The following is a 22,940-nucleotide window of genomic DNA, read 5'->3' on the forward strand; positions in this document are numbered from 1 at the left end:
GGCCGCGACTTCAACCGTGATTCCGGGCGTGAGGCCGACCGCGGCTTCAAGCGCGAGCAGGACGGTGAACGCCGCCCCTGGCGCGGTGCCGACGAGGCGCCGCGTGCCCGGGGCGAACGTCCGGCGCGGCCCGAGTTCGGTGGCGAGCGTCGCCCGCGCGAAGGTTTCGGTGAACGCAGCGGCGGCCGCGACTTCAACCGCGATTCCGGGCGTGAGGCCGACCGCGGCTTCAAGCGCGCGCAGGACGGCGAACGCCGGCCCTGGCGCGGTGCCGACGAGGCGCCGCGTGCCCGGGGCGAACGTCCGGCACGGCCCGAGTTCGGCGGCGAGCGCCGGCCGCGCGAAGGTTTTGGCGATCGCAGCGAGGGCCGGGACTTCAACCGGAATTCCGAGCGTGACGGTGGCCGGAGCTTCAACCGCGAACGCGACGGCTACGCTGCGCCGCGTCCGGCACCGACGCAGCCCAAGCCGTTCAAGGCCCCGCCCACGGGCGGCGAACGTCCGGCGCGGATGCCGCGCGAGAAGGTCGTTCCCGTGCGCCAGGCCCCGCTGGATGCCGGTGTGCGCGTCGCCAAGTTGATGGCCGAGCGCGGCCTGTGCTCGCGGCGCGAGGCCGACGTGTACATCGAGCGCGGCTGGGTCTTCGTCGACGGGCAACGGGTGACCGAGCTCGGGACGCGCGTCCAGCCGTCGGCCAACATCAGCCTGGACAAGCAGGCGCGCGCCTCACAGGCGCGGCAGATGACGGTGCTGCTGCACAAGCCGGTCGGTTTCGTCTCCGGTCAGCCCGAGCCCGGTTTCCGCCCGGCGGTCAGCCTGATCGTGCCGGAGAACCAGTGCTGCACGCCCGACACGCCGCTTTTCCATCCCGCCTGTCTCAAGGGCTTGGCGCCGGCCGGTCGGCTCGACATCGATTCGACCGGCCTGCTGGTCCTGACCCAGGACGGCCGCGTCGCACGCCAGCTGATCGGCGACGATTCGGACGTGGAGAAGGAATACCTGGTGCGCGTTGCCGGTAACCTGATCGAGAACGGCCTGGCGCTGCTCAACCACGGGCTGACGCTCGACGGTGTCGAACTGCGTCCGGCGCAGGTCGAGTGGCTCAACGACGATCAGTTGCGCTTCGTCCTCAAGGAAGGGCGCAAGCGCCAGATCCGCCGCATGTGCGAGCTGGTCGGGTTGCGCGTCGTGGGCTTGAAGCGCGTGCGCATCGGTCAGATCCGTCTGGCCGACTTGCCGCCGGGGCAGTGGCGCTACCTGGGCGAGGACGAAGGCTTCTAGCCGAGAAGCATCGCCCTGGGAGGTCCATTCCATGCGCCCTGCAGCCCTGCTGCAGGGCGCATTTCTATTGGCTTGCGGAAAGCGGTGTTGGGCTTCCGGCGAGGTGCACCACGCGCTGCGGGTAGGGAATCTCGATGCCGTCGGCGCGGAAGGCGGCGAGCACGGCCTGGTGGATCTCGCTCGTCGCGGCTTCGTAGTCAGGCACTTTGACCCAGGGCGCGATGGTGATGCTGATGGCGCTGTCGCCGAGCTGACCGACGCCGACCACGGGCGCCGGCGTTTCGAGCACGCGCGGGTTGGCGCTGAGCAAGGCGTTGATTCGCGCCAAAACGGCGGGCAGGTCGCTGCCGTAGGCGACGCCGACGGAGAGCGAGAGGCGGCGGATCTGGCCGCAGTTGTGCAGGATCTCGCCGACGATCTTGCGGTTGGGGATGATCACCTTGGAACGGTCGGTGTGGCCGAGGGTGGTCGAAAAGAGGTTGATGTCGAGCACCTCGCCTTCTTCCTTGGCGATCGAGATGTAATCGCCGACATGGAAGGGCCGGGTGAAGATGATGGTGAGGCCGGCGGCGACGTTGCCGAGCACGCCTTGCAGGGCCAGCGCGATGCCGGCGCCGGCGACGCCGAGCCCGGCGACCAGCGGCAGCAGTTCGACGCCGAGGTTCTGCATGGCCATGATGGCGAAGAGCCCGAAGACCAGGATCTGGACGACGCGGGTGAGCAGGGCGCGGATCGGCGCTTCGAGGTGCAGGCGCACCAGCAGGCGTTCGACCAGGCCGCCGACCCAGCGCGCCGCGAGGTAGCCGGCAAAGGCGATGAGCAGCGCGACGAAGAGCTTGGGGCCAAAGCGCAGCCCCATGTCGATGGCGGAAGCGCGAATGTGATCGAGGGTCTGCAGCGAGTCTCCCACGGCGGTCTCCTTGGCGGTCGATGTCCGCAGTCTAGCGCATTCGCATGCGTCGGCGCGGCGTTCGCGCAGGCTCAGGGGGGCGGCGCAAGGAAGAGCTCCGGATCGACCATCGCCCCGTTGAGGATCACGCTCCAGTGCAGATGCGGCCCGCTCGCCCGACCGCTGGCGCCCGAGCGCCCGAGCGCCTGGGCGCGGGCGAGGCGTTCGCCGGGGCGGACGTCGATGCGGTCGAGGTGGCAGTACATGCTCAGCAGGCCTTGCCCGTGATCGACGAAAACCGTCTTGCCGTTGAAGAAATAATCGCCCGTGGCCAGCACCGTTCCGGCCGCGGCGCTTTTGACCGGCGTGCCGCGGCCGACGGCGATGTCGAGCCCCACGTGCGGCGCGCGCGGCTCGCCGTTGAACACCCGGCGCAGGCCGAAGCGGCCGCTCAGCCGACCGTCGGCGGGGCGCACGAAATCCAGGTCGGGCGCTTGCCCAGGCACCGCCTGCCAATGCCGCTTGAGCGCCCGGATCTCTTCGATCTCGCGTTCGGCACGCGCCGCGTTGTCGGGCGCGAGCGTCACCATGCCCTGGTTCTTGAGGGTGATGCGTTGCTCGGGGTAGCGCTTGTCGCGCACAGTGAACGCGACCGCCTGCGTTCCCGCAGGCGTAAGCACCTCAAGCCTGTGCTCGCCCGCGGGCAGATCGAGCGGCAGGCCGACGAGCGCCTGCCAGGCGCCGTTGCGGCGGGTGACCAGCACCGATGCGCCGGCAAAGCGCGCTTGCGGTGCCGGGGCGGCGTTGGCCGGGGCGAGCGTGACGTAGGCCACGCCGCCGGGCACCCGCGCTTCGCGCGGTGCCGCCGTTGCTCCGAGGGAAATGCACAACAGCAGGAGGGTGCTGAGGCACATCCGCGTTCCCCGGGCAAGAAAAGCGCGTGGCATCGGCGCGACTCGGCGCGGGCGGGTGGTGGGCGCGCTCATGGCGTTTCCTTCGGCGAGGGGGGCGCCGCTTCGGAAGACTCGGCAGGGGCGGCGCCCGGGTTGGCCGCATCGGTTTTTTTCGCAGCCCGTTGCTGCTTTTGTTCGAGGCGGGCGTTCTTGCCCGGATCGAAGAAGACGAAGCGGCCGTAAAGCTCGCAGCCCTTCATGCCCGGATCGCATGGGCGGTGGGCCAGTTTGCCGCACACCCCGTCGATCTCGTGCGGACATCCCCATCCGCCTGCGCTCATCTTGACCCCTGGCCGCTCACGTAAAAACCGCTATTGTTAACGCCGTAGGGCGTCGGCGACAAGCGTCGACGCCCGTTGCCGTCACTGCCAAAGAATATGTATGGTAGTATTCAAGTGTCGCCGCACGCAGTTTCGCGTGGGGTGATGCCGCCCCGGTTCGTTTCCCCCTGACGACCCCGGGGCGGATTCCTGAACGAGGTATGAGGTCTACGATGCCCGCTGCTTCCGCCCTCCACCTGCACGCCGATGACGACGTGCTGATCGCGCTGCGTCAGCTTCTGCCCGGCGAAACCGTCGCTGCCGGGATTTCCGTCCGCGACCCGATTCCGCCCGGACACAAGCTCGCCGCGCGCCTGATCCGCAAAGGCTCGCCGCTGCGCCGCTACGGCCAGATCATCGGTGTCGCGCTGGCCGACATCGAAGCCGGCCGTCATGTGCACGCGCACAACCTCGGGATGGGCGAATTTGCCCGCGAAGCCGGCGCCTGGACTCCACCCGCAGCCATTGCGCCCGATCCCGCCGCGCCGCGCGCGACCTTTCTCGGTTATCGCCGCGCCAACGGCAAGGTCGGCACGCGCAACTACCTGGCGGTGATCCCGACCGTCAATTGCTCGGCCACCGTGGCGCGCGCCATTGCCGACCATTTCAGCCCCGAGCGGCTGGCGGCCTGGCCGGGCGTCGACGGCGTTCTGGCCTTGCCGCATGCGCTTGGCTGCGGTCTCGACACCGCCGGCGAGGGAATGCAGCTCCTGCGCCGCACGCTGGTTGGTTATGCGCGCCATCCCAATTTCATCGGCGTGCTTTTCGTTGGTCTCGGCTGCGAGCAGAATCAGGTCGCGCCGCTCGTCGAACTGGTCGGCGCGCATGCGCCCGGCATGTTGCGCCACCTGACGATGCAAGGCGAGGGCGGCACCCGCGCGGCGATCGCGCGCGGCATCGCCGAGGTGCGCGAGATGCTGGCCGCGGCCGGGCCTTGCAAGCGCGAGCCGGTCTCGGTCGAGCACCTCATCGTTGGCCTCAACTGCGGCGGTTCCGACGGCTATTCGGGCATCACCGCCAACCCGGCGCTGGGCTTCGCCTCCGACCTGCTGGTCGCGCAGGGCGCGACCACCGTGCTATCCGAAACGCCGGAGATCTACGGCGCCGAACACCTGTTGACGCGCCGCGCGGCAGCGCCCGAAGTCGCCGCCAAGCTCTTGGAACGCATCGAGTGGTGGCGCGAGTACACGCGCAAGAACGGTGGCGAGATGGACAACAACCCCTCGGTCGGCAACAAGGCCGGTGGGCTGACGACGATCCTCGAAAAGTCGCTCGGGGCCGTGGCCAAGGGCGGGACCAGCCCGCTGGCGGCGGTCTACCGGTATGCCGAGGCGATCGAGGCGCGCGGCTTCGTGTTCATGGACACGCCGGGCTACGACCCGGTGTCGGTCACCGGGCAGGCCGCCGGCGGGGCGCAGATCGTGTGCTTCACCACCGGGCGCGGCTCGGCCTTCGGCTGCGCCGGCGTGCCGACGCTCAAGCTGGCGAGCAACAGCGCGCTCTTCGAACGCATGCGCGACGACATGGACGTGAACTGCGGCGACGTACTCGACGGCACCCCGCTGCCCGATGTCGGCCGGCGCATCTTCGACGCCATCGTTCGCCATGCCTCGGGCGAACCGGTGCGCAGCGAGGCGCTCGGTTACGGCCAGCATGAATTCCTCCCCTGGCAGGTCGGCGCGGTGATGTAAATCGGCCCCGAACGGGTGCTGAAAGCAGAACGAAAGCCGAGTAACAGCCAAACGAAAGCCTGCGCCCGTGCGCACGCTTTCGGCTGCGCCGCGCCGAGCGGCGGAGGGAGTAGTATCCGACGGTAGCCATTCGTTCAACATCGCGCCTTGCGGCGAGCGTTTCCGGCCGGCGGGTGCGCCATCGAGGGGGATCGTCATGAATGCACGCAGGGGAATGCCGTACCGCAGGTCGTCCATCGCGCTGAGTCTCGGTTTCGGGCTGGCGTTGGCAGCGGGAAGTGCCGCCGCGCAAGGGAGCCTGACCGTTTATTGCAGTTACCAGATCGACTGGTGTACGGCGATGGTCAATGCCTTCGCCAAGGACACCGGGATCAAGGTGGCGATGACGCAGAAGCCGGCGGGCGAGACGTTCGCCCAGATCAAGGCCGAAGCGGCCAATCCCAAGGGCGACATCTGGTGGACCGGCAGCGGCGACGCGCACGTCCAGGCCGCCGGCGAGAACCTGACCCAGGCCTACCAGTCGCCGCGCCTCGCCGACCTGCACGACTGGGCGCGCAAGCAGGCCGAACAGACCGGCTACAAGACGGTCGGCATCTACGCCGGCCCGCTCGGCTACGGCTACAACGCCGACATGCTGGCGAAGAAGAACGTGCCGCCGCCCAAGTGCTGGAGCGACCTCGTCAAGCCCGAGTACAAGGGCGAGGTGCAGATCGCCAACCCCAACTCCTCGGGCACGGCCTACGTCGCGGTCGCCACCCTGGTCCAGCTGATGGGCGAGGACGAGGCCTTCAAGTACCTCAAGAAGATGCATGCCAACGTCAATCAGTACACCAAGTCCGGCGCCGGCCCGGTGAAGGCCGTCGGCCGCGGCGAGACGGCGGTGGGCGTGGCTTTCCTGCACGACGCGGTGGCGGAAAAGGCGGCCGGCTTCCCGGTGACGCCGGGCACCCCGTGCGAGGGGACCGGCTACGAGATCGGCTCGATGAGCATCATCAAGGGCGCGCGCAACCTCGACAATGCCAAGAAGTTCTACGACTGGGCGCTGACCCCGGCGGCGCAGGAGATCGGCGCGGCGAACAAGGCCTTCCCGATCCCGTCGAACAAGAACGCCAAGATGTCGCCGCTGATGCCCAAACTGTCTGAGGTCAAGCTGATCGACTACGACTTCGCCAAGTACGGTTCGGCCAGCGAGCGCCGCCGCCTGCTCGAGAAGTGGGAGCAGGAGGTTAACGCGCTGCCGCGCTGAGCGTTCGGCGATCCGCCTCGCTGCGAAAACTGCATCCAGCACCGCGGATACGAAGCCCACGAAGAAAGCGGGAAGCCTTGCGTTTTGAGGCTTCCTCTTCGTTCTCCTCTCGTGTCCTTCGTGTTTGACGGTCGTTCCCGAGCCCCTCGTTTCTTCCGAAAGTCCGTTCGTCATGCGCGACCCCGTCGTCAAACCGAGCCTCTGCTGGATCGCCCTCGGCCTCTTCGCTTACGCCCTGTTGCCCTGGTACGCCTTGCAGGACGGGCTGCTCGCCGGTGCATGGCTGCAGGGGCTCGTCAGTGGCCCGGCCGCGGCCTCGGCCTTGTTCCAGACGGGGCTGCACGGCAAGCCCTGGCTGGGCGTGCCCGGCGTCCTGCTCGTCGGCATCGGCCTCGGGCTGCTGCTCTTGCGCGAGCGCCGGCAACTCGCCGGACTGCTGCTCGTCGGCGGTTCGGCTGGGCTGCTGTGGCTGGCGGCGCAGGGCTTGGCGATCGGCATTGGCGGCTGGCAGTTTGAATGGCTCAAAGCGCTCGCCGGAACCGACGGGCCGGTGCAGTACGGCATCGGCCTGGGCGCGGTGCCGGTGCTCGCCGCCTTCCTCTTCCTGTTCACCAACGGCATCGCCGCGCGCGGCCTGCTCAAGGGCGACCGTTTCGTCGCCGGGGCGCTGGGCCTGTGCTGCGCGCTGGTGCTGACCTTCACCTTCTTCCCGGTCGGCAAGATCCTGCTCAGCGCCTTCCACGGGCCGGACGGTTACGGGTTTGGCGCCGTCGCCGCGCGCCTCTTCTCGCCCCGCGTCTGGAGCCTCGCCTGCCTGGCCGGCGGCGGGCGCTGCGGCGTGGCCTGGAACACCCTCCTGCTGGCGACGCTGACCGCGAGCGGATGCACGCTGCTGGGGCTGGCCTTCGCCCTGATCGTGACGCGCACCGATTTTGCCGCCAAGAAATTCCTGCGCGTGCTCACCGTGCTGCCGATCATCACCCCGCCTTTCGTCATCGGCCTCGGCCTGATCCTGCTGTTCGGCCGCGCCGGGGTGGTCAACCAGTTTCTCGAATACGCCTTCGGCATTCCGCAGACGCGCTGGATCTACGGCCTGCAGGGCGTGCTGCTGGCGCAAATCTTCGCGTTTACGCCGATCGCCTTCCTGGTCCTGATCGGCGTCGTCCAGGGCATCAGCCCCTCGCTCGAGGAGGCGGCGCAGACGCTGCGCGCCGACCGCTGGCAGACCTTTCGCACCATCAGCTGGCCCTTGATGCTGCCGGGCCTCGCCAACGCCTGGCTGGTGGCCTTCATCGAATCGGTCGCCGACTTCGGCAATCCCATAGTCCTGGGCGGCAACTTCGGCGTGCTGTCGACCGAAATCTTCTTCTCCATCGTCGGTGCGCAGCTCGACCAGGGCAAGGCGGCGACGCTGGCGCTGATCCTGCTCGTCTTCGCGCTCGGCGCCTTCACCCTGCAGCGGCGGCTGGTCGGGCGCAAGGTGTTCACCACCCTGAGCGGCAAGGGCGACAGCGGCCTGCCGGTGCCGCTGCCGACGACGCTGCGCCGGGTCTGCTACGGCGTGGCGCTGCCCTGGGCCGGGCTGACGGTGATCATCTACCTGATGGCGGTCGCCGGCGGTTTCGTCGAGACCTGGGGGCTCAACTACACGCCGACGCTCAAGCACTACGTCAAGACTTTCGGCATCGAGCAGGGCGCGCACGGCCTCGTGTGGACCGGGACGGCGTGGGCCTCGTTCTTCACCACGGTCAAGCTGGCGAGCCTGGCCGCGCCGCTCACCGCCGCGCTGGGCCTCGTCACCGCCTACCTCATCGTGCGCCAGCAGTTCGTCGGGCGGTCGGCCTTCGAGTTCGCGACCATGCTGTCCTTCGCCGTGCCCGGGACGGTGATCGGCGTTGCCTACATCCTGGCCTTCAACGTGCCGCCGATCGAAATCACCGGCACCTGGATCATCCTCGTGGTGTGCTTCATGTTCCGCAACATGCCGGTCGGCGTGCGCGCCGGCATGGCGGCGATGGCGCAGATCGACAAGTCGCTCGACGAAGCCTCGACGACGCTTGGCGGGCGCGGCTTTTCCACCCTGCGCTATGTCATCCTGCCGCTGCTCAAGCCGGCCATCGTCGGCGCGCTGGTCTATAGCTTCGTGCGCGCGGTGACGACGCTCTCGGCGGTGGTCTTCCTCATCTCGGCGGAATACGAGATGGCGACGACCTTCATCATCAACCGCGTGGTGACCGGCGACTACGGCGTGGCGATCGCCTATTGCTCGGTGCTGATCGCGCTGTGCATCGCGGTGATCGGGCTGATCCGCGCCCTGATCGGCGAGCGCAGCCTGGCGCGGCGCCTGGCGCCTCAGGCGGGGTGAGCGGGGGACGGCAGGGGCCGGAATGGTCGGCGCCGACGATCGCGGAGAACACGAAGAGCGCACGAAGAACGCACGAAGAACGCACGAAGAACGGCGGCGTTGAGGCGGGGACGCACTCGGGCGCGCCGGTGCGGGGCATTTCGTCCTTGCCCCTCGCCGGAAGCGCCATTCCATGCGCCCTGCAGCCGGCCTGCCGGGCCGGCGGGATGCGGCTTCCGGGATGTTGCCCGGGGGTGCTGAAACTCAGCGGATTTCGAAACGCGCGCTGCCGCGCCGGTCGCCCTTGTAAGGGCGGCCGAAGAACAGGTGGCCGGGCCGGTCGAGCGTGACCGAGGCCTTCTTCACGGTGTAGGGCGAGCCCTGCACCGGAACGATGGTGGTGCCGTTGGTGCTCAGGTCGGTGAGCACGAAACTCTGTCCGTCGAAGACGATGCGGCAGTGGTGGCGCGAGCTGTGGACGTCGTCGACCACGAGCCCGCTCTTCGGGTCGCGGCCGATGCTCAGGTGCGGCGCTTCGGCGTCGACGATGAGGTTGCGTTCGCCGTAGTGCAGGCTCAGCGCCGCCGGCCGGCGCGCGGCCGGATCGTCGACCCGCGAATCGGGGAAGGCCGCGCTGGCGTTGCGGCCGCGCCAGTCGATGCCCTGCGCGAGGCCGTTGGCGCCGGCGTTCTGCAGCTGCGCCATGGCGTCCGCCGGCAAGGGGCGCAGCAGGCCCTGGAGGTCTTTGTTCAACGCGCCGGCGAGACAGGGCGCGACGACGATGCCGTCGTCGAGCACGGCCAGGCGCGTGGCTTCGACCGGCGGCTGAGATTGCCCATCCTGTCCGTCCTGGGCGCGTTGGCGGAGGCGCTGGCATTCGATTCCGATGCGCAGCACCATCTTCAGTTGGGCGACCTGCGGCAATTGCGCGCAGCGCAGCTGCATCTCGCAGGCGCTCTGCAAGGCGGCGTCGGCGTCGTCGAAGAGGATGCGCATGCCCTCGGCGAAGCGCAGCTGGATGCGTCCGCCGAAGGTGGCGGCGGCGCGTTCGGTGCGGTTGAGCCGACGTTCGAGCGGGTGCCCGGCCGTGGCGTCGTCGAACGCTTCCGAGTGGTCGCCGAGGCGGACGACTTCGGCATGCAGGATGTAGGTCTGGCGAACGCTTCTCATGGCCGGTCTGGGAGGGTGAATGCGTTGGGCATCGTGGCTCGGCACAGCGCTAAGCTCATCGTAGACGCAGATTGAGCGCCGCGATGAGGATTTGTTCCGGAAAAACTTATTTTATCGCCTTTGCGTCGATATGACATCGGCCTTGCCAGGTGGCCCGGGCGGCGAGGCGCGCCTCGAGCAGCGGCGGAAACGCGGCTAGGCGCAGGCCCCAGTCCGGCGACAGGCGCAGGCGCGGCGGCACTTCGCTGCCCAGGCGCTGGATTTTGACCTGCGGCGGCAGCAGCTCGAGGACGTCGATGACTGCGTCGAGGTAGGGCTCGGGCGCGAGCAAGGGCACGCTCGCTGGGTCGGCGCGGTACTGGTTGGCGAGGCGGGTGCCGCGCACGATCTGCAGCTGGTGAAACTTGAGCGCGTCGATGGGCAGCTGCGCCAGCGCCCGCGCGCCGGCCAACAGCGAGGCCTGCGTTTCGCCCGGCAGGCCGAGCAACAGGTGGCCGGTGATGAACAGCCCACGCCGGGCGGCGCGCCGGATGGCGTCCGCGGTGCAGGCGAAGTCGTGGCCGCGGTTGCAGGCTTCGAGGACGCCGTCGTCGCAGGATTCGATGCCGATCTCCAGTTCGACGAGGCGGGTCTTGGCCAGCTCGGCCAAGTAATCGAGTGTTTCCTCAGGCAGGCAGTCGGGGCGGGTGCCGATGACCAGGCCGGTGATGTCGGGGTGTTCGAGCGCGATGGCGTAGATCGCCTTGAGCCGGTCGAGCTCGTCGTAGGTGTTCGAATAGCTCTGGAAGTAGGCGAGGAAGCCGCGACAGTCGGGGTAGCGGCGGCGCGCGAAGGCGATGCCGGTGTCGATCTGCTGGCGGATGTCAGCCTGTTCGCGCAGGTAACTGGGGGTGAAACCTTCGTTGTTGCAGAAGGTGCAGCCGCCGATGCCGCGCGTGCCGTCGCGGTTGGGGCAGGTGAAAGCGGCGTCGATGGAAACCTTTTGCAGGCGTCCGCCGTGCGCCTGTTTCACCCAGTCGTTGTAGGCGTGGTAGCGGCGGCCGGAGAAAAGCTCAGAAAAAGGGGCGGGCGGGGCGGTGTCGGGCATGGGCGGGATGAGGCTTGCGGGCGGGTGGGGCGGAGGGCGGCGGCGCCATCTTAGCGGTTCGCCGCCAGCTTGCGAGGGCTTGGTTTATTCCAAAAACGGATAATCAAATAAATAAATAGACTTTGGTGTTCTATGGGCCGCGCGTATAGTCGGCTCATCGTCACTTCCTCAGTCAGGAGCTTTTCATGTCCCCGACCCTGCGTTCCCTGCTTTTCGCCACCGCCGCCGCCTGGGCCGTGCCCGTTTCGACCGCGCTGGCCGCGAACAGCCTGCTCAACGTTTCCTACGACGTTTCGCGCGATTTCTACAAGGACTACAACCCGATCTTCCAGAAGCACTGGAAGGCCAAGAGCGGCGAGACGCTCGAACTCAAGCAGTCGCATGCCGGTTCGAGCAAGCAGGTGCGTGCCGTCGCCGACGGGCTGGAAGCCGACGTGGTGACCATGAACCAGGCCTCCGACGTCGATTATCTGGCCGAGAAGGGCCTTGTGGCCAAGGATTACGCCAAGAAGTTCCCGACCAACGCCTCGCCCTACACGTCGACGATGGTGTTCATCGTGCGCAAGGGCAACCCCAAGGCGCTGCGCGACTGGTCCGACCTGACGCAGGCGGGCGTGCAGGTGATCCTGCCGCACCCCAAGAACACCGGCAACGGCCGCTATTCCTACCTCGCGGCCTGGGGCTACGCGCTCAAGCAGCCGGGCGGCAACGACAAGACGGCGCAGGAGTTCGTCGGCAAGCTGCTCAAGAATGCACCGCTCTTTGCCGCCGGCGGCCGCGACGCGACGACGACCTTCATGCAGCGTCGCCTGGGCGACGTGCTGGTGACCTTCGAGTCCGAGGCCGAGCTGATCGCCAAGGAATTCGGCAAGGGCGACTTCGAGGTCGTCTATCCCTCGCTCTCGGTGCTTGCCGAGTTCCCGGTGGCGGTGGTCGAGAAGGTGGTCGACAAGAAGAACAGCCGCACTCAGGCCAAGGCCTACCTTGACTACCTGTGGTCGAAGGAAGGGCAGGAGGTCGCGGCGCAGAACTACTTGCGTCCGCGCGATGCCGAACTGCTCAAGAAGTACGGCGCGCAGTTCCCGACGATCAAGACCTTCACCGTCGATGACGTGTTCGGTGGCTGGTCTAAGGCGGTGCCGACCCACTTCAAGGACGGCGGCAGCTTCGACCAGATCTACCAGAGCAAGTGAACAGGGTCTAAAACGAATTAACCACGGCGAAAGCCCGGCCGCAGTTGTGGGCAGGACTTTTCGCCGTGTTCTTGCTGCTCGCCGTGGTTAACAAAGAACTCATATGAAACAACGCGTCCTCCCCGGTTTCGGCCTCTCGCTCGGCACGACGCTGGTCTACCTCTCGCTGCTCGTCCTGCTGCCGCTTTCGGCGCTGGCCTTCAAGGCCTCGACGCTCAGCGTCGAGCAGTTCTGGAGCATCGCCACCGGCGAACGGGCGCTCGCCGCCTACCGTGTGACCTTCGGCGCCTCGCTCCTGGCGGCGCTGATCAACGCCGTCTTCGGCCTCATCGTCGCCTGGGTGCTGGTGCGCTACCCCTTCCCCGGCAAGCGCTTCGTCGATTCGCTGGTGGATCTGCCCTTCGCCCTGCCCACCGCCGTCGCCGGCATCACCCTGGCCACGCTCTACGCCGGCAACGGCTGGATCGGCCGCCACCTCGAACCGCACGGCCTGAAAGTCGCCTTCACCCCGCTCGGCATCGTCGTCGCGCTGACCTTCATCGGCCTGCCCTTCGTGGTGCGCACGCTGCAGCCGGTGATCGAGGACATCGAGCCGGAGATCGAGGAAGCCGCCGCCTCGCTTGGCGCTTCGCGCTGGCAGACCTTCCGCCGCGTGCTCTTTCCGGCCATCTTCCCGGCGCTGCTCACCGGCTTCACGCTCGCCTTCTCGCGCGCCATCGGCGAGTACGGCTCGGTGATCTTCATCGCCGGCAACATGCCGCTGGTGTCCGAGATCACGCCCTTGCTGATCATCTCCAAGCTCGAGCAGTACGACATCGTCGGCGCCACCGCGCTGGCCATGGTCATGCTCGTCATTTCCTTCGTCCTGCTGCTGGCGGTCAATGGCCTGCAGTGGTGGGCGGCCAACCGTCATCACGGCAAGGACAGGGTGAGTCTATGAGCGGCCGCACTTCCCGCATGGCCACGGCCGAACCGCGCTGGCTGCGCTACGCGCTGACCGCGCTCGGCCTGGGTTTTCTCTTCTTCTTCCTTGCGTTGCCGCTGGTGGCGGTCTTTGTCGAGGCGTTCTCGGGCGGCTTTTCGGCCTACACCGCGGCGCTTGCCGACGGCGAGACGCGTTCCGCGATCGTCCTGACCCTGGTCATCGCCCTGATTGCGCTGCCGTTCAACGTCGCCGTCGGCGTCGCCGCGGCGTGGGCGATCGCCAAGTTCGACTTTCGCGGCAAGAGCCTGCTGATCACCCTGATTGACCTGCCTTTCGCCGTCTCGCCGGTGGTCGTCGGCCTCGTCTTCCTGCTGCTCTTCGGCGCGCAGGGGCTGTTCGGGCCGTGGCTCGCGGCGCACGACATCAAGATCGTCTTCGCCCTGCCGGCGATGATCCTGGTCACCCTCTTCGTCACCTTCCCCTTCGTCGCGCGCGAGCTGATCCCGCTGATGCAGACCCAGGGCAAGGACGAGGAGGAAGCGGCGATCTCGCTCGGCGCCTCGGGCTGGCAGATGTTCTTCCGCGTCACCCTGCCCAACATCAAGTGGGGCCTGCTCTACGGCGTGATCCTCGCCAACGCCCGGGCGATGGGCGAGTTCGGCGCGGTGTCGGTGGTTTCCGGGCACATCCGCGGTGAAACCAACACCCTGCCGCTGCACGTCGAGATCCTTTACAACGAATACAACGCGGTCGGCGCCTTCGCGTCGGCCTCGGTCCTCGCGCTGCTGGCGCTCGTCACTCTGGTCGCCAAGACCGTCGTCGAATGGCGCATGCGCCGTGAGACGGCGATGCTCGACGCCGCGCTGGCGCCGGAGGGTGGCCAGGCCACGCGTCCGTCATGAACCCGCATCCTTGCACTCTTTCCGCCTGAGCCCACACCATGAGCATTGAAATTTGCGGCGTCGGCAAGCGCTTCGGCAACTTCGTCGCGCTCGACCACATCGACCTCAACATCCCGACCGGCGAACTCGTCGCCCTGCTCGGTCCCTCGGGCTGCGGCAAGACCACGCTCTTGCGCATCATCGCCGGCATGGAGTCGGCCGATTCCGGGCACGTCAAATTCGCCGGCGAGGAGGCGACCCACCTGCACGCGCGCGAGCGCCAGGTCGGCTTCGTCTTCCAGCATTACGCGCTCTTCCGCCACATGACGGTGTTTGAGAACGTCGCCTTCGGCCTGCGCGTGAAGCCGCGCGACGAGCGGCCCAGCGAAGCCGAGATTCGCCGCCGGGTGCATGAACTGCTGGGCCTCGTGCAACTCGACTGGCTGGCCGACCGCTACCCCTCGCAGCTTTCGGGCGGGCAGCGGCAGCGCATCGCGCTCGCCCGCGCGCTGGCCGTCGAACCCAAGGTGCTGCTGCTCGACGAACCCTTCGGCGCGCTCGACACCAAGGTGCGCAAGGAACTGCGCCGCTGGCTGCGCCGCCTGCACGACGAAATGCACATCTCCAGCGTCTTCGTCACCCACGACCAGGAAGAAGCGCTCGAAGTCGCCGACCGCGTGGTGGTGATGAACCAGGGCAAGATCGAGCAGATCGGCACCCCGGACGAGGTGTACTCCAACCCGGCCTCGCCCTTCGTGTACCAGTTCCTCGGCAACGTGAACGTCTTCCACAGCCGGGTGCATGGGCAGTGGGCCGAGGTCGGGCGCGGCGAGGCGGCCGGCAACGGTGCCGCAACGCCGGCCTCCGACGGTGGTGCGCTGGCCTTCGTCCGCCCGCACGACATTGACATCGAGCGTACGCCGGTCGCCACCGGCCTCGAAGCGCGGGTGCAGAGCGTGCATGCGATCGGCCCGCTGGTGCGCGTCGAACTTGCGCACGGGAGCGAACTCGTCGAGGTCGAGCTGACCCGCGAGCGCGCCAATGCCCTGGCCCTCGAACGGCAGCAGACGGTGTGGCTCAAGCCGCGCCAGGTCAAAGTCTTCGCCGCTTCGGGGCTGGAAGAGGGCGGTTCGGGAATCTGACGATCTGACACACCGCGCGCCAACTGGGGCGCGGCCCAGGGGCGGCCTGGAGGGCGCATCCAGATGCGCTTTCCCGCGTGCCCCGGCCCGCAGGGCGCTTTTGGATGCGGCCTGCAGGGCCGGTTCAAAGGATGTTGAGCCCTCCAGGGCGGGCGCAAGCTGACGTCGCCGTGTGTTTCGGAGGAAAGCGAGATTGACGTCAAGCGGCGCTCGCTCCTACGATGCTGCGTTTCTTCTCTATCCCCCGATCCCCGTTCCCGCGATGAGCCGAGTTTGCCCCAACTGCCGACACCTTCGTCCCGCCGATACGATCGCCCCGGAGTGGCAGTGTCCGGCGTGCGGCAAGGCCTACAACAAGGGTGAAGGCGCGCCCGTCGATGCCAGTTACGGCCGGTCGGGCGACGTGGGGCCCGCAGGCCGGCCGGCCTCACGACGTTCGCCGCTGCTGCGCCTGCTGCTCGTTGGCGCCTTGCTCGGCGGCGCCCTTCATTACTGGCCGGAAGGCGGTCTCGACGCCTTCCGCAGCGCCAAGGTTCAGGCGGCGCCCCGCGAACAGCCGAAAGTGATCATGTATGCCACGCAGTGGTGCGGTTATTGTGCGGCAGCACGTGAATTCTTTGCGGCCAACGGCGTGCGCTACGACGAGCGCGACATCGAGCAATCGAGTGTCTATGCCGACGAGCATCGCCGTCTCGGCGGCAGCGGCGTACCCTTGATCCTGGTCGGCGACGACCGCATCAACGGTTACAACGAGGGGACGCTGCGCAGCCTGCTCAGACACTGGCTGAAAGGCTAGCCCTCGCCTCGTGTGGCCGCCGTCGGCACCCCCGCGTCGGGCCAGCCGGTCGTGCCGTGGGAACCGCCTGCGTTCGCGGTGGTCTTTGTTCCGATGCCCGAGGCTGCACGCCGGGCTTGTTTTTTGCCGCGGGCGCCGGTAAGTTCGCGGCCGCGCGTGACGCTGTCCGTCCGCCCCGGGTTTTGTGGGCCGACGGATTTACCCTGCCAGGAGACCTTTATGAAGAAAACGCCCGAACAAATTCTTGCCGACTGGATGCGGGGAATCAACAACGGCGACCTCGACGCCCTGATCGCGCTTTATGACGATGCCGCGGTGCTCATCCCGACCTTCTCCAACCGCCTGCTGAGCACGCCGGCGGCGCGGCAGGAGTATTTTTCCCGCCTTGCCGCGCGCGAGGACCTGAGCATCGCGCTGCACGAGAAGACACTGCTCAGCCAGGAGCTGGGTGGCAGCGTGCACGCTTTGCACGGCATCTATTGCTGGCGTTTTGCCGTCGACGGCGAACTCTTGAGCTTCGAGGCGCGCTTTAGCTACATCCTCGACCTGGCGCGCGAAAAGCCCATCGTCCATCACCACTCCTCGCAGATTCCGCGCATGCTCTGAGCGTGTTCTGGTGGCGCGCGGCCCTCGTGCCGAGGCGTGAGTGTCCGCCGTATCCGCCGTATTCGCCGACCCTTGCAGAAACGGACCCGATGGGTCCGTTTCTCGTTGACGCCAGGAAAAGCCGTCCTCAGTCCGAAACCGGTTGCAGGATCCAGGCCGCAATGCGGTCGACGACCTCGTCCTCCTGGCCGATGTAGCCGTGGTGGTGGAAGGCGCCGCAAGGCTCGCCCTGCGGCGTGCCGCCGCCTTCGATGAACACGAGGCGGCGCGGCGTGGGCGGTACGAGCTGGCGGCCGAGGGCGCGTGCTTCGTGCGGTCGGCACGCCCAGCACGCGTCGTTGGCGTGGTGTACGACGAGGGTCGGAACGCGCAGGGACTCGATTTTTTGCGTGGGGACGGCGCCATCGACCTTGTAGGCGACGATCGAGGACGTGAGCACCAGTCCGGCGACCAGCGCCTCGCGGTCGGCGAGCGCGGCGGCGGTGGCCGAGATCGTGCCCATGCTGGTGCCGACGAGCCAGATCGGCGCACGGCTTCTTTCGTGCACGGCGCGCAGGACGGCGCGGTTATCGGCGGCGTGCTCGGCGCTGATGCGCACCCGGCCCTGCGCCAGATCGAGGCCGTCCGAGGGGCGGCCGACCATCACCACGTTGAACGGGTGCGCGGCCCAGCGCTTGCCGCTGCGGATCAGGAAATTGCCGCTGCCCGGCCAGCCGTCGGCGCCGATTTGTCCAAAACCGCCGCCGCCGCCCGAGAAGAGCACCACCGTGGCGCGCGCGTCGGCGCGCCAGACGGCGTAGATCGGAACCTCGACGCCCGGCCGCGTGTCGATGCGTCGCAGGTTGCCGGCCGCCGGGGTGTCCTGGGCCTGCGTGCTCGACAGCGACAGGGCGAGAACGCCGGCCAGCAGCAAGCGTCGGCCCAGGGCGCGGAAGCCGCGCGCGCGCCGTTCAGTCATCGGCCAGCAGGTCGAGCGCTTTTTCGGGCGGGCGGGCGATGACGGCGCGCTCGCCGCGCACGACGATCGGGCGCTCGATCAGGATGGGATGGGCGATGAGCGCCTCCAGCCATTCGTCTTCGCTCAGCGTGCGTCCGGCGTAGTGTTCCTTGAAGACACTTTCGCCGCGCCGCACGAGGTCGGCGGCGGCGATCCCGAGCTTGCCGAGCAGTTCGCGCAGGGTCTCGCGGCTGGGCGGCGTTTCGAGGTAATTGACGATGCGAGCCTCGGCGCCGTGCTCGGCGATGAGCTGGCAGGCGGCGCGGCTCTTCGAGCAGCGGGCGTTGTGATAGACGACGAGCGTCGGGGCTTGGGACATGGCATCTCCTGAGGACGGGTGAGGCTCAGCGCCAGACGCTGAGCGGTGGGTCGTTGACCACGGCGGCGAGGATGTCGCTGCGCGAGATGAAGCCGAGCAGGCGGCCGCCTTCGGTGGTGATCGGAACGCCGTCGACGTCGCGCGCGAGCATCACCCGCACGATCTGGCGCAGCTCGGTGTCCGGCGAGGCGGCGACGACCGGCGAGGTCATCACGTCGCGCACTTGTTTGTGCAGCACGTCGCGTACGCCGGCTTCGTCGACGTTGAAGGCGGTGAGCAGGTTCCGTTCACTGACGATGCCGACCAGCGCCTCCGAGGCGTCGAGCACCGGCGCCTGGTGAATGCGCTGTCCGGCCAGGGTGCGCCAGGCGTGCGCCACCGGGTCGTCGGCATGCACCGCGATGACCTCGCTCTGCATGATCTGGTGGGCGTAGAAGATCGGCCCGCGCTCCAGGCTTTCGGGCAGCATTTCGCGGTAGGCGTGGACGGCGCCCTGCGCTGCGGGCGCTGCCGCTTGCGCCGCAGCATGGCCGCCTGCCGGCAGCGTGAATTCCTCGCCGACGCGGCGGGCCGCGGCGATCGGGCGCTGGCGCGTAACGGGCGGCAGGCGCCCGAGGTTTTCGAGCGTGCCCTGGAAGACCGGGCCGCTGATGCCGTAGAGCGAGAACATGGGCGGTGCGCCGAGGCGAACGAGGGTGAAGGATGCTTCATCCTACCGCGAAGCCGTTGCGGCAGCGAGTGCCAGCGCGGCCTCGTGGCGGGAGGGGGCCGGGCCCTTGCGGCCCGGGGCTGGACTTCGCGCCGGCCCTCGCGTAGGATCGCGCCCCCCACCGTCGTACCCCGTTTTTCCCCCATGCCTCACATCCCCTTCGCCCGCGCCTGCGGCATCGACTTCGGCACGTCCAATTCCACGGCCGGTTGCCTGCGCGAGGGCCGCGCCGTCCTGTTCCCGCTCGAAGACGGCCGGCCGACCCTGCCTTCGGTCGTCTTCTTCAACGCCGAGGACGGGCGCACCCGCTTCGGGCGCGAGGGGCTGGACGAATACCTTGCCGGCTACGAGGGCCGGCTGATGCGCGCCCTGAAGAGCCTGCTCGGCAGCCGCCTGATCGAGGGGCAGACCGAGGTGAACGGACGGGTGCTGCATTTTCGCGAGCTGCTGGCCCAGTTCATCGCCGACTTGAAGCGGCGCGTCGAGACGCAGGCCGAGCGGCCGTTCGAGCAGGTGGTGCTCGGGCGCCCGGTGCATTTCGTCGACGACGATGCCGCCGCCGACCGGCTGGCCGAGGAAACGCTGGCGAGTATCGCGCGCGACGTCGGTTTTCGCGAGGTGAGCTTCCAGTTCGAGCCGATCGCTGCGGCCTTCGACTACGAGACGCGGATCACGCGCGAGGAACTGGTGCTGGTGGTCGACATCGGCGGCGGTACCTCGGACTTCTCGCTCGTCCGCCTCTCGCCCGAGCGGGCGCGAAAAAGCGAGCGCCAGCACGACATCCTGGCCAACGGCGGCGTGCATGTCGGCGGTACCGATTTCGACCGACTGTTCAGCCTCGCCAGCGTGATGCCTTTGCTCGGCTATCGCGGCCAGCTCCATTCCGGGCGTGAAATGCCGTCGAGCATTTTCTTCAACCTCGCGACCTGGCACACGATCAACTCCGCCTATACGCGGCAATCGCTGACCGAGCAGCGCCGGTTGGCCAACGACGCCGCCTGCGCGCAGCGCGCGGCGCGCCTCATGACCCTGCTCGAAACGCGCGCCGGGCACTGGCTGGCCAACGAGGTCGAGCAGGCGAAGATCGCCCTCTCGGCGCAGGCGGCGGTCAAGCTGGGACTCGATCGCCTGGAAGCCGGGCTCGAAGTCGAGCTTGAGCGCGCAGCCTTCGACGAGGCGAGTGCGAGCCTCATCGCGCGCATCGAAACGACCGTCACCGGTGTGCTCGACGCCGCGGGCGTGCGCCCGGCGGCAGTCGATACGGTGTTCTTCACCGGCGGCTCGAGCGGCATTCCCCGTCTGCGCGCGCGCATCGCCGAGTTGCTGCCGCAAGCGCGGGCGGTGGAAGGCGACCTCTTCGGCAGCATCGGCGCCGGCCTCGCGGTCGAAGCCGCGCGCCGCTACGCCTGAGTTTCGGCGCCGTCCGCCTCCGGCGCCTCGGGCGGCGGGTAGCGCAGTTCGACGACGCGGTTGCGGCCGCCCTGCTTGGCCGCGTAGAGCGCCTTGTCGGCCCGTTCCAGCAGGGGCTCGATGTCGTCGACGGCCTGCGCGGCGACGCTGACCACCCCGATGCTGACGGTGACCGTCAGCGACTGTTCGCCGGCGTCGTTCGTGACGGTGACCGGCGTGCGCTCGCTTTCCCGGCGGATTTCCTCGGTCACGCGCCGGGCGCTGACCTCATCGGCCTGCGGCAGGAGCAGGCAGAACTCTTCACCGCCGATGCGCGCCAGCATGTCCGATGTGCGGATGCGCGACGACCAGCGGTGCGCCATTTCGCGCAGGACCTCGTCGCCGGCGGCGTGGCCGTAGGTGTCGTTGACCGCCTTGAAGTGGTCGATGTCGAGCATGGCAACGGCCAGCACCTGCCGGTTCTGGCGCGTGCTGGCCAGGGCCTGGGCGGAAAAATGCTCGAAGGCGCGACGGTTGGGCAGGAGCGTGAGCGGGTCGGTGTTGGCTTCGTTGTCGAGGCTCTGGTTGATGCGGGTCAGTTCTTCGCGCAGGGCGCGCTCGCGGTCGAGGCGTTCGGAGAGCTGGATGGCTTCGGTGATGTCGCTGTAGAAGGCGACGTAGCGGGTGATGTTCCCCCAGGCGTCGAAGTACGGAACGATGGTGGTGCTGACCCAGAAAATCCGGCCGTCCTTGTTCAGGTTGCGGAAGGTGCCCTTCCAGATCTGGCCCGAGGAGAGAATCTCCCACAGTGCGCTAAAGAACTCCGGGTTGTGGAGGTTGGAATTGAAGATGCCGTATTTTTGCCCGACGAGTTCCTCCAGGCGGTAGCCCGACGCCTCCAGGAACGCGGCGTTGGCGGCGACGATCCGGCCTTCCGGGTCCGATTCGCTCACCATCAGGTGGGCGCCGATGGCCGTGGCCTGGTTGATCAGTTCGGCGACCGAGTCCTCGTAGCGCAGGTAGCTGCGGTAGAAGGCGATGCACAAGGCCAGGGCCAGCAGGGAGGCGCCGATGGCCACGGCCCGGAAACGCAACAGGTCGCCGGCCAGTTGCTCTGCCGCTTGCTCGCGGTCGCCGATCACCGCGACGATCAGCGGATGCGCCGTGCTGGTGCGATAGACGGCAAGCCGCCGGGGCGGGGCGGTGGATTCAACGCGGCCGTTGTCGTTGATGTCGGCGTGCTTGGCGATTTCGCTCGTCAGCGGGTCGTTCGTGTCGATCATCGCCGGCAGGGCGGAGACGAGGTTGGCCTTATAGTCGAGCAGCCGCACTTCGTGCGGCTCGCTGCCGAGGACGCGCAACCAGAAATTTCCGAAGAAGTTGGGGTTGATCACCGCGATCCATTGGAAGACCTGTTCGCCGAAGTGGACGTCGATCGCCTCCAGCCACAGCGAAACGCCTTCGGGCGCTTGCGTGTGGCCGACGTCCGCCAGGGTGCGGAAAGGCAGGAGTTGGCCGAAACGCGGCTCGCCGCTGCGCGCGTTCAGGGTGCGCGGCGGCAGGTATTGCGCGGCGATCTGGTGGCCGATGTTCGGCTGCCACGAACTGGCGACGACCTTGCCGTCCGGGTCGAGCAGCGAAATGCTGCGCATCAGGGGGTCGTCGAAAATGATCTCGTCGAGCAGGGCCGGCGTCAGGCGCTCTTGTTGCAGGGCTTCGGGCGTGGTCAGGGAAGCGAGAACCCGGAGGCGTCCGGAGACGGTGTCGAGCGCGTTCGAGACGTGCTCGTTGAGAATCAGTGCCAGGGCCTCGAGGCGGTCCCGGAACGCGTCCTCGGCCTTGCGTTCGAGCACGCTGACGCTGTTGAGGTAGGTCGCCCAGACGAGGGCCTGCAAGGCGACGACGAAAAACACGAACAGCCAGCGCAGGCGCCGCGGCGAAAGACGATGCTCGACCAGCCGCCCCAGGGTGCCATGGGTTTCAGGCGAGAGGGCGGGGCGCCCACGGGGACGGGACGGGGGCGGCAGGACAGGCGGGGGCAGGGGGGCGGACAAAGGCTCTCCTTGGTGTCATATGGCTCAGTCTAGGTGCACGCGCACGCGTTCTCCAGTCGCTCGCGGCTCGGACGGGCTCGAGTCCGCGGCCCGCACCGGGCAGCGCTTACTCGCTGACGACGATCGGCGTCAGCTGATGTCTTTGGGCCGCGCTGCGCAAGCGCCCGTCGGCCTTGATCCGGGTGACGAACTGGTTGACCCGGGCGAGCCAGGGCGCGTCGCCCTGGGCGACGGCGTACGCGTAGTCCGTGAGCTGTACCGTCTGGGTGGGTTCGATGCGCCGGGCCCAGTCGGTGCTGGCGAGCATGCGCTGGCTGTAGGGGTAGTCGGTGATGAACGCGTCGGCACGACCCGAGGAGACCTCGCGTTCGCGTTCGCCGGGGCGCTCGGTGACGATCAACCGGGCGTGGGCGAGCGTGCGCCGCATCAAGGACTCCATGTAGGTGTCCTTCTGCACTGCGATCGAGCGGCCGGGCCGGTCGATGTCGGCCCAGGTTTTGAGCGTGGCGTTGTCGCGCGTGGTGATGGCGTAAATGTCGCTGCGCAGGTAAGGCAGAGAGAAGGCCAACTGCTGCTTGCGTTCGGGCGTGACCCCGATGCCCATCATGCCGATCTGGCACTTGCCGGCGATGAGGTCGTCGATCAGCGTGTTGAAGGACGTTTCGATATGGACGAGGCGTACGCCGAGGTCTTTGGCCAGCGCCAGCGAAAGGTCGATGTCGATGCCCTGGAGGGTGCCCGTACGCGGATTGCGATAGCTGATGCCGTAGTAATCCGGCCAGATGCAGACCTTGAGTTCGCCGCTGGCCTTGACGTCGTCGAGTACGCCGGCCTGCGCCGGCAGGGTGGCGAACAGGCTGAAGGCGAATGCAAGAAGTCGGGAGTACATGATGGTGCCAATGTTGCCAATGTTGCCGTGTGTGCTCAAACGCATGCGACGTCGGTTGT

21 protein-coding genes are annotated in these 22,940 nt (G+C 68.0%); 11 read left to right on the forward strand and 10 right to left on the reverse strand.

The features are described 5' to 3' along the window. Positions 1-1,281: pseudouridine synthase (locus QMB55_RS04260; RefSeq protein WP_497587430.1), on the forward strand; the 1,281-nt coding region annotated here is incomplete at its 5' end. Between the two features lie 64 nt (positions 1,282-1,345). On the opposite strand, the gene QMB55_RS04265 is transcribed toward QMB55_RS04260, so the two are convergent. From QMB55_RS04265 to QMB55_RS04275, 3 genes are all read right to left on the reverse strand, one after another. Then, positions 1,346-2,191, reverse strand: coding sequence for a mechanosensitive ion channel family protein (locus QMB55_RS04265; RefSeq protein WP_497587431.1), 846 nt, complete (start codon positions 2,189-2,191; stop codon positions 1,346-1,348). Positions 2,192-2,262: 71 nt separating this feature from the next. Continuing rightward, on the reverse strand, positions 2,263-3,156 hold the full coding sequence (locus QMB55_RS04270; RefSeq protein ID WP_497587432.1) for a peptidoglycan DD-metalloendopeptidase family protein: 894 nt from the start codon (positions 3,154-3,156) through the stop codon (positions 2,263-2,265). Beyond that, positions 3,153-3,404: a hypothetical protein gene (locus QMB55_RS04275; RefSeq protein WP_497587433.1), complete on the reverse strand. Its 252-nt coding sequence runs from the start codon at positions 3,402-3,404 to the stop codon at positions 3,153-3,155. Before QMB55_RS04275 ends, QMB55_RS04270 begins: the two co-directional genes overlap by 4 nt. 212 nt (positions 3,405-3,616) lie before the next feature. Here QMB55_RS04275 and QMB55_RS04280 point away from each other — a divergent pair, with 212 nt between their 5' ends. The 3 genes from QMB55_RS04280 to QMB55_RS04290 all read left to right on the forward strand — a co-directional run bounded on the left by QMB55_RS04280 (position 3,617) and on the right by QMB55_RS04290 (position 8,745). Continuing rightward, positions 3,617-5,134 (forward strand): UxaA family hydrolase, encoded by a 1,518-nt coding sequence (locus QMB55_RS04280; protein ID WP_497587434.1) that lies wholly within the window; start codon positions 3,617-3,619, stop codon positions 5,132-5,134. A gap of 214 nt (positions 5,135-5,348) precedes the next feature. After that, positions 5,349-6,380, forward strand: a complete 1,032-nt coding sequence (locus QMB55_RS04285; RefSeq protein WP_497587435.1) for an ABC transporter substrate-binding protein — start codon at positions 5,349-5,351, stop codon at positions 6,378-6,380. Positions 6,381-6,552: 172 nt separating this feature from the next. Beyond that, positions 6,553-8,745: an ABC transporter permease gene (locus QMB55_RS04290; protein WP_497587436.1), complete on the forward strand. Its 2,193-nt coding sequence runs from the start codon at positions 6,553-6,555 to the stop codon at positions 8,743-8,745. A gap of 243 nt (positions 8,746-8,988) precedes the next feature. On the opposite strand, the gene QMB55_RS04295 is transcribed toward QMB55_RS04290, so the two are convergent. Continuing rightward, entirely contained in the window at positions 8,989-9,894 is a 906-nt protein-coding gene (locus QMB55_RS04295) for an FHA domain-containing protein (RefSeq protein ID WP_497587437.1), read from the reverse strand. A 106-nt stretch (positions 9,895-10,000) separates the two neighbouring features. Continuing rightward, on the reverse strand, positions 10,001-10,981 hold the full coding sequence (gene mnmL, locus QMB55_RS04300; RefSeq protein ID WP_497587438.1) for a tRNA modification radical SAM protein MnmL/YtqA: 981 nt from the start codon (positions 10,979-10,981) through the stop codon (positions 10,001-10,003). A 185-nt stretch (positions 10,982-11,166) separates the two neighbouring features. Here mnmL and QMB55_RS04305 point away from each other — a divergent pair, with 185 nt between their 5' ends. The 6 genes from QMB55_RS04305 (at position 11,167) to QMB55_RS04330 (ending at position 16,524) form a co-directional block, all read left to right on the forward strand. Continuing rightward, positions 11,167-12,174 (forward strand): sulfate ABC transporter substrate-binding protein, encoded by a 1,008-nt coding sequence (locus QMB55_RS04305; protein ID WP_497587439.1) that lies wholly within the window; start codon positions 11,167-11,169, stop codon positions 12,172-12,174. Positions 12,175-12,277: 103 nt separating this feature from the next. After that, positions 12,278-13,114 (forward strand): sulfate ABC transporter permease subunit CysT, encoded by an 837-nt coding sequence (gene cysT, locus QMB55_RS04310; RefSeq protein WP_497587440.1) that lies wholly within the window; start codon positions 12,278-12,280, stop codon positions 13,112-13,114. Continuing rightward, a complete protein-coding gene (cysW, locus tag QMB55_RS04315; protein ID WP_497587441.1) occupies positions 13,111-14,001 on the forward strand; it encodes a sulfate ABC transporter permease subunit CysW in 891 nt (296 codons plus the stop codon). The genes cysT and cysW overlap by 4 nt, the downstream gene beginning before the upstream one ends. A gap of 38 nt (positions 14,002-14,039) precedes the next feature. After that, positions 14,040-15,122 (forward strand): sulfate/molybdate ABC transporter ATP-binding protein, encoded by a 1,083-nt coding sequence (locus tag QMB55_RS04320; protein ID WP_497587442.1) that lies wholly within the window; start codon positions 14,040-14,042, stop codon positions 15,120-15,122. Positions 15,123-15,384: 262 nt separating this feature from the next. Then, entirely contained in the window at positions 15,385-15,918 is a 534-nt protein-coding gene (locus QMB55_RS04325; protein WP_497587443.1) for a glutaredoxin family protein, read from the forward strand. Between the two features lie 219 nt (positions 15,919-16,137). Next, complete coding sequence (locus tag QMB55_RS04330) at positions 16,138-16,524, forward strand: nuclear transport factor 2 family protein (RefSeq protein ID WP_497587444.1); 387 nt, start codon at positions 16,138-16,140, stop codon at positions 16,522-16,524. Between the two features lie 127 nt (positions 16,525-16,651). On the opposite strand, the gene QMB55_RS04335 is transcribed toward QMB55_RS04330, so the two are convergent. From QMB55_RS04335 to QMB55_RS04345, 3 genes are read right to left on the reverse strand one after another with little or no spacing between them, the layout of a single operon-like run. Further along, positions 16,652-17,482: an alpha/beta hydrolase gene (locus QMB55_RS04335; RefSeq protein ID WP_497587445.1), complete on the reverse strand. Its 831-nt coding sequence runs from the start codon at positions 17,480-17,482 to the stop codon at positions 16,652-16,654. Continuing rightward, positions 17,475-17,840: an arsenate reductase (glutaredoxin) gene (gene arsC / locus QMB55_RS04340; protein ID WP_497587446.1), complete on the reverse strand. Its 366-nt coding sequence runs from the start codon at positions 17,838-17,840 to the stop codon at positions 17,475-17,477. The genes QMB55_RS04335 and arsC overlap by 8 nt, the downstream gene beginning before the upstream one ends. A gap of 25 nt (positions 17,841-17,865) precedes the next feature. Next, positions 17,866-18,510, reverse strand: coding sequence for a CBS domain-containing protein (locus QMB55_RS04345; protein ID WP_497587447.1), 645 nt, complete (start codon positions 18,508-18,510; stop codon positions 17,866-17,868). Between the two features lie 183 nt (positions 18,511-18,693). Between QMB55_RS04345 and QMB55_RS04350 the strand changes: the two genes are divergently transcribed. Beyond that, positions 18,694-19,959 (forward strand): Hsp70 family protein, encoded by a 1,266-nt coding sequence (locus QMB55_RS04350; RefSeq protein ID WP_497587448.1) that lies wholly within the window; start codon positions 18,694-18,696, stop codon positions 19,957-19,959. Here QMB55_RS04350 and QMB55_RS04355 read toward each other — a convergent pair. Both QMB55_RS04355 and QMB55_RS04360 read right to left on the reverse strand, forming a co-directional pair. Further along, positions 19,950-21,992, reverse strand: a complete 2,043-nt coding sequence (locus tag QMB55_RS04355; RefSeq protein ID WP_497587449.1) for a sensor domain-containing diguanylate cyclase — start codon at positions 21,990-21,992, stop codon at positions 19,950-19,952. The two genes, QMB55_RS04350 and QMB55_RS04355, sit on opposite strands and share 10 nt — an antisense overlap. A gap of 106 nt (positions 21,993-22,098) precedes the next feature. Next, on the reverse strand, positions 22,099-22,926 hold the full coding sequence (locus QMB55_RS04360; protein WP_497587450.1) for an ABC transporter substrate-binding protein: 828 nt from the start codon (positions 22,924-22,926) through the stop codon (positions 22,099-22,101). Positions 22,927-22,940: the final 14 nt, after the last annotated feature.

It is taken from the genome of Propionivibrio sp. (assembly GCF_041441355.1).
Lineage (GTDB): Bacteria > Pseudomonadota > Gammaproteobacteria > Burkholderiales > Rhodocyclaceae > Propionivibrio.